Origin of the sequence: Polaromonas glacialis (assembly GCF_000709345.1) — a bacterium.
Lineage (GTDB): Bacteria > Pseudomonadota > Gammaproteobacteria > Burkholderiales > Burkholderiaceae_C > Polaromonas > Polaromonas glacialis.
Genome location: NZ_JMDZ01000053.1, coordinates 1 through 649, shown reverse-complemented (window position 1 = coordinate 649; position 649 = coordinate 1). Strand labels below are relative to the sequence as shown.

Here is a 649-nt window from a genome sequence, read left to right as displayed (position 1 = left end):
GGCGCCGCCACCATCAGCCACGGATTGGTGCCCAGGTAGCGCGCGCCCAGCGTCGAGTCGGCCATCGGCCCCATGCGGATGGCCAGGTCAATGCCTTGCTCGACCAGGTTCACGTAGCGGTCGTCAAAGGTCAAGTCCAGTGTGATGTCCGGGTGCTGCTGCATGTAGCGCAGCACCAGCGGCACCACCACGCGCCGCCCGAACGCCACCGAGGTGCTGATGCGCAGGTTGCCGCCCACCTTGCTTTGCAGCAGCGTGGCCAGGTTGTCGGCTTCCTCGATCTCGCGGGCGATCAGCTTGCATTTGTCGTAATACAGCGCGCCCACTTCGGTCAGCGTCACGCCGCGTGTCGAGCGGTGCAGCAGCCTGGCGCCCAGGCGCTGCTCCATGGCGGCCACGGCCTTGGTGGCCGTGGGCTGGGTAATGCCGGTCTCACCGGCCGCCTTGCTGAAGCTGCCGGTCTCGACGACGCGAATAAAAAGGGCAATGCCGGTGACGCGATCCATGGCGCTGACTGTAATCGCGTTTTGCGTATTTATGCCGCCATGGAATAGGTCTTATCGATGCAATGGTATTCACAAGTACACGTGCCAAAGGAATGATCGAGCCATCTAAACAAGGAGCAATCAATGGCAAAAATGAAGGCCGC

General features: G+C 61.9%; 1 protein-coding gene. It reads right to left on the bottom strand.

The features are described 5' to 3' along the window. On the bottom strand, positions 1 to 506 hold a 506-nt coding region (locus EC86_RS0100290; RefSeq protein ID WP_029523727.1), incomplete at its 3' end, for a LysR family transcriptional regulator. Positions 507 to 649: the final 143 nt, after the last annotated feature.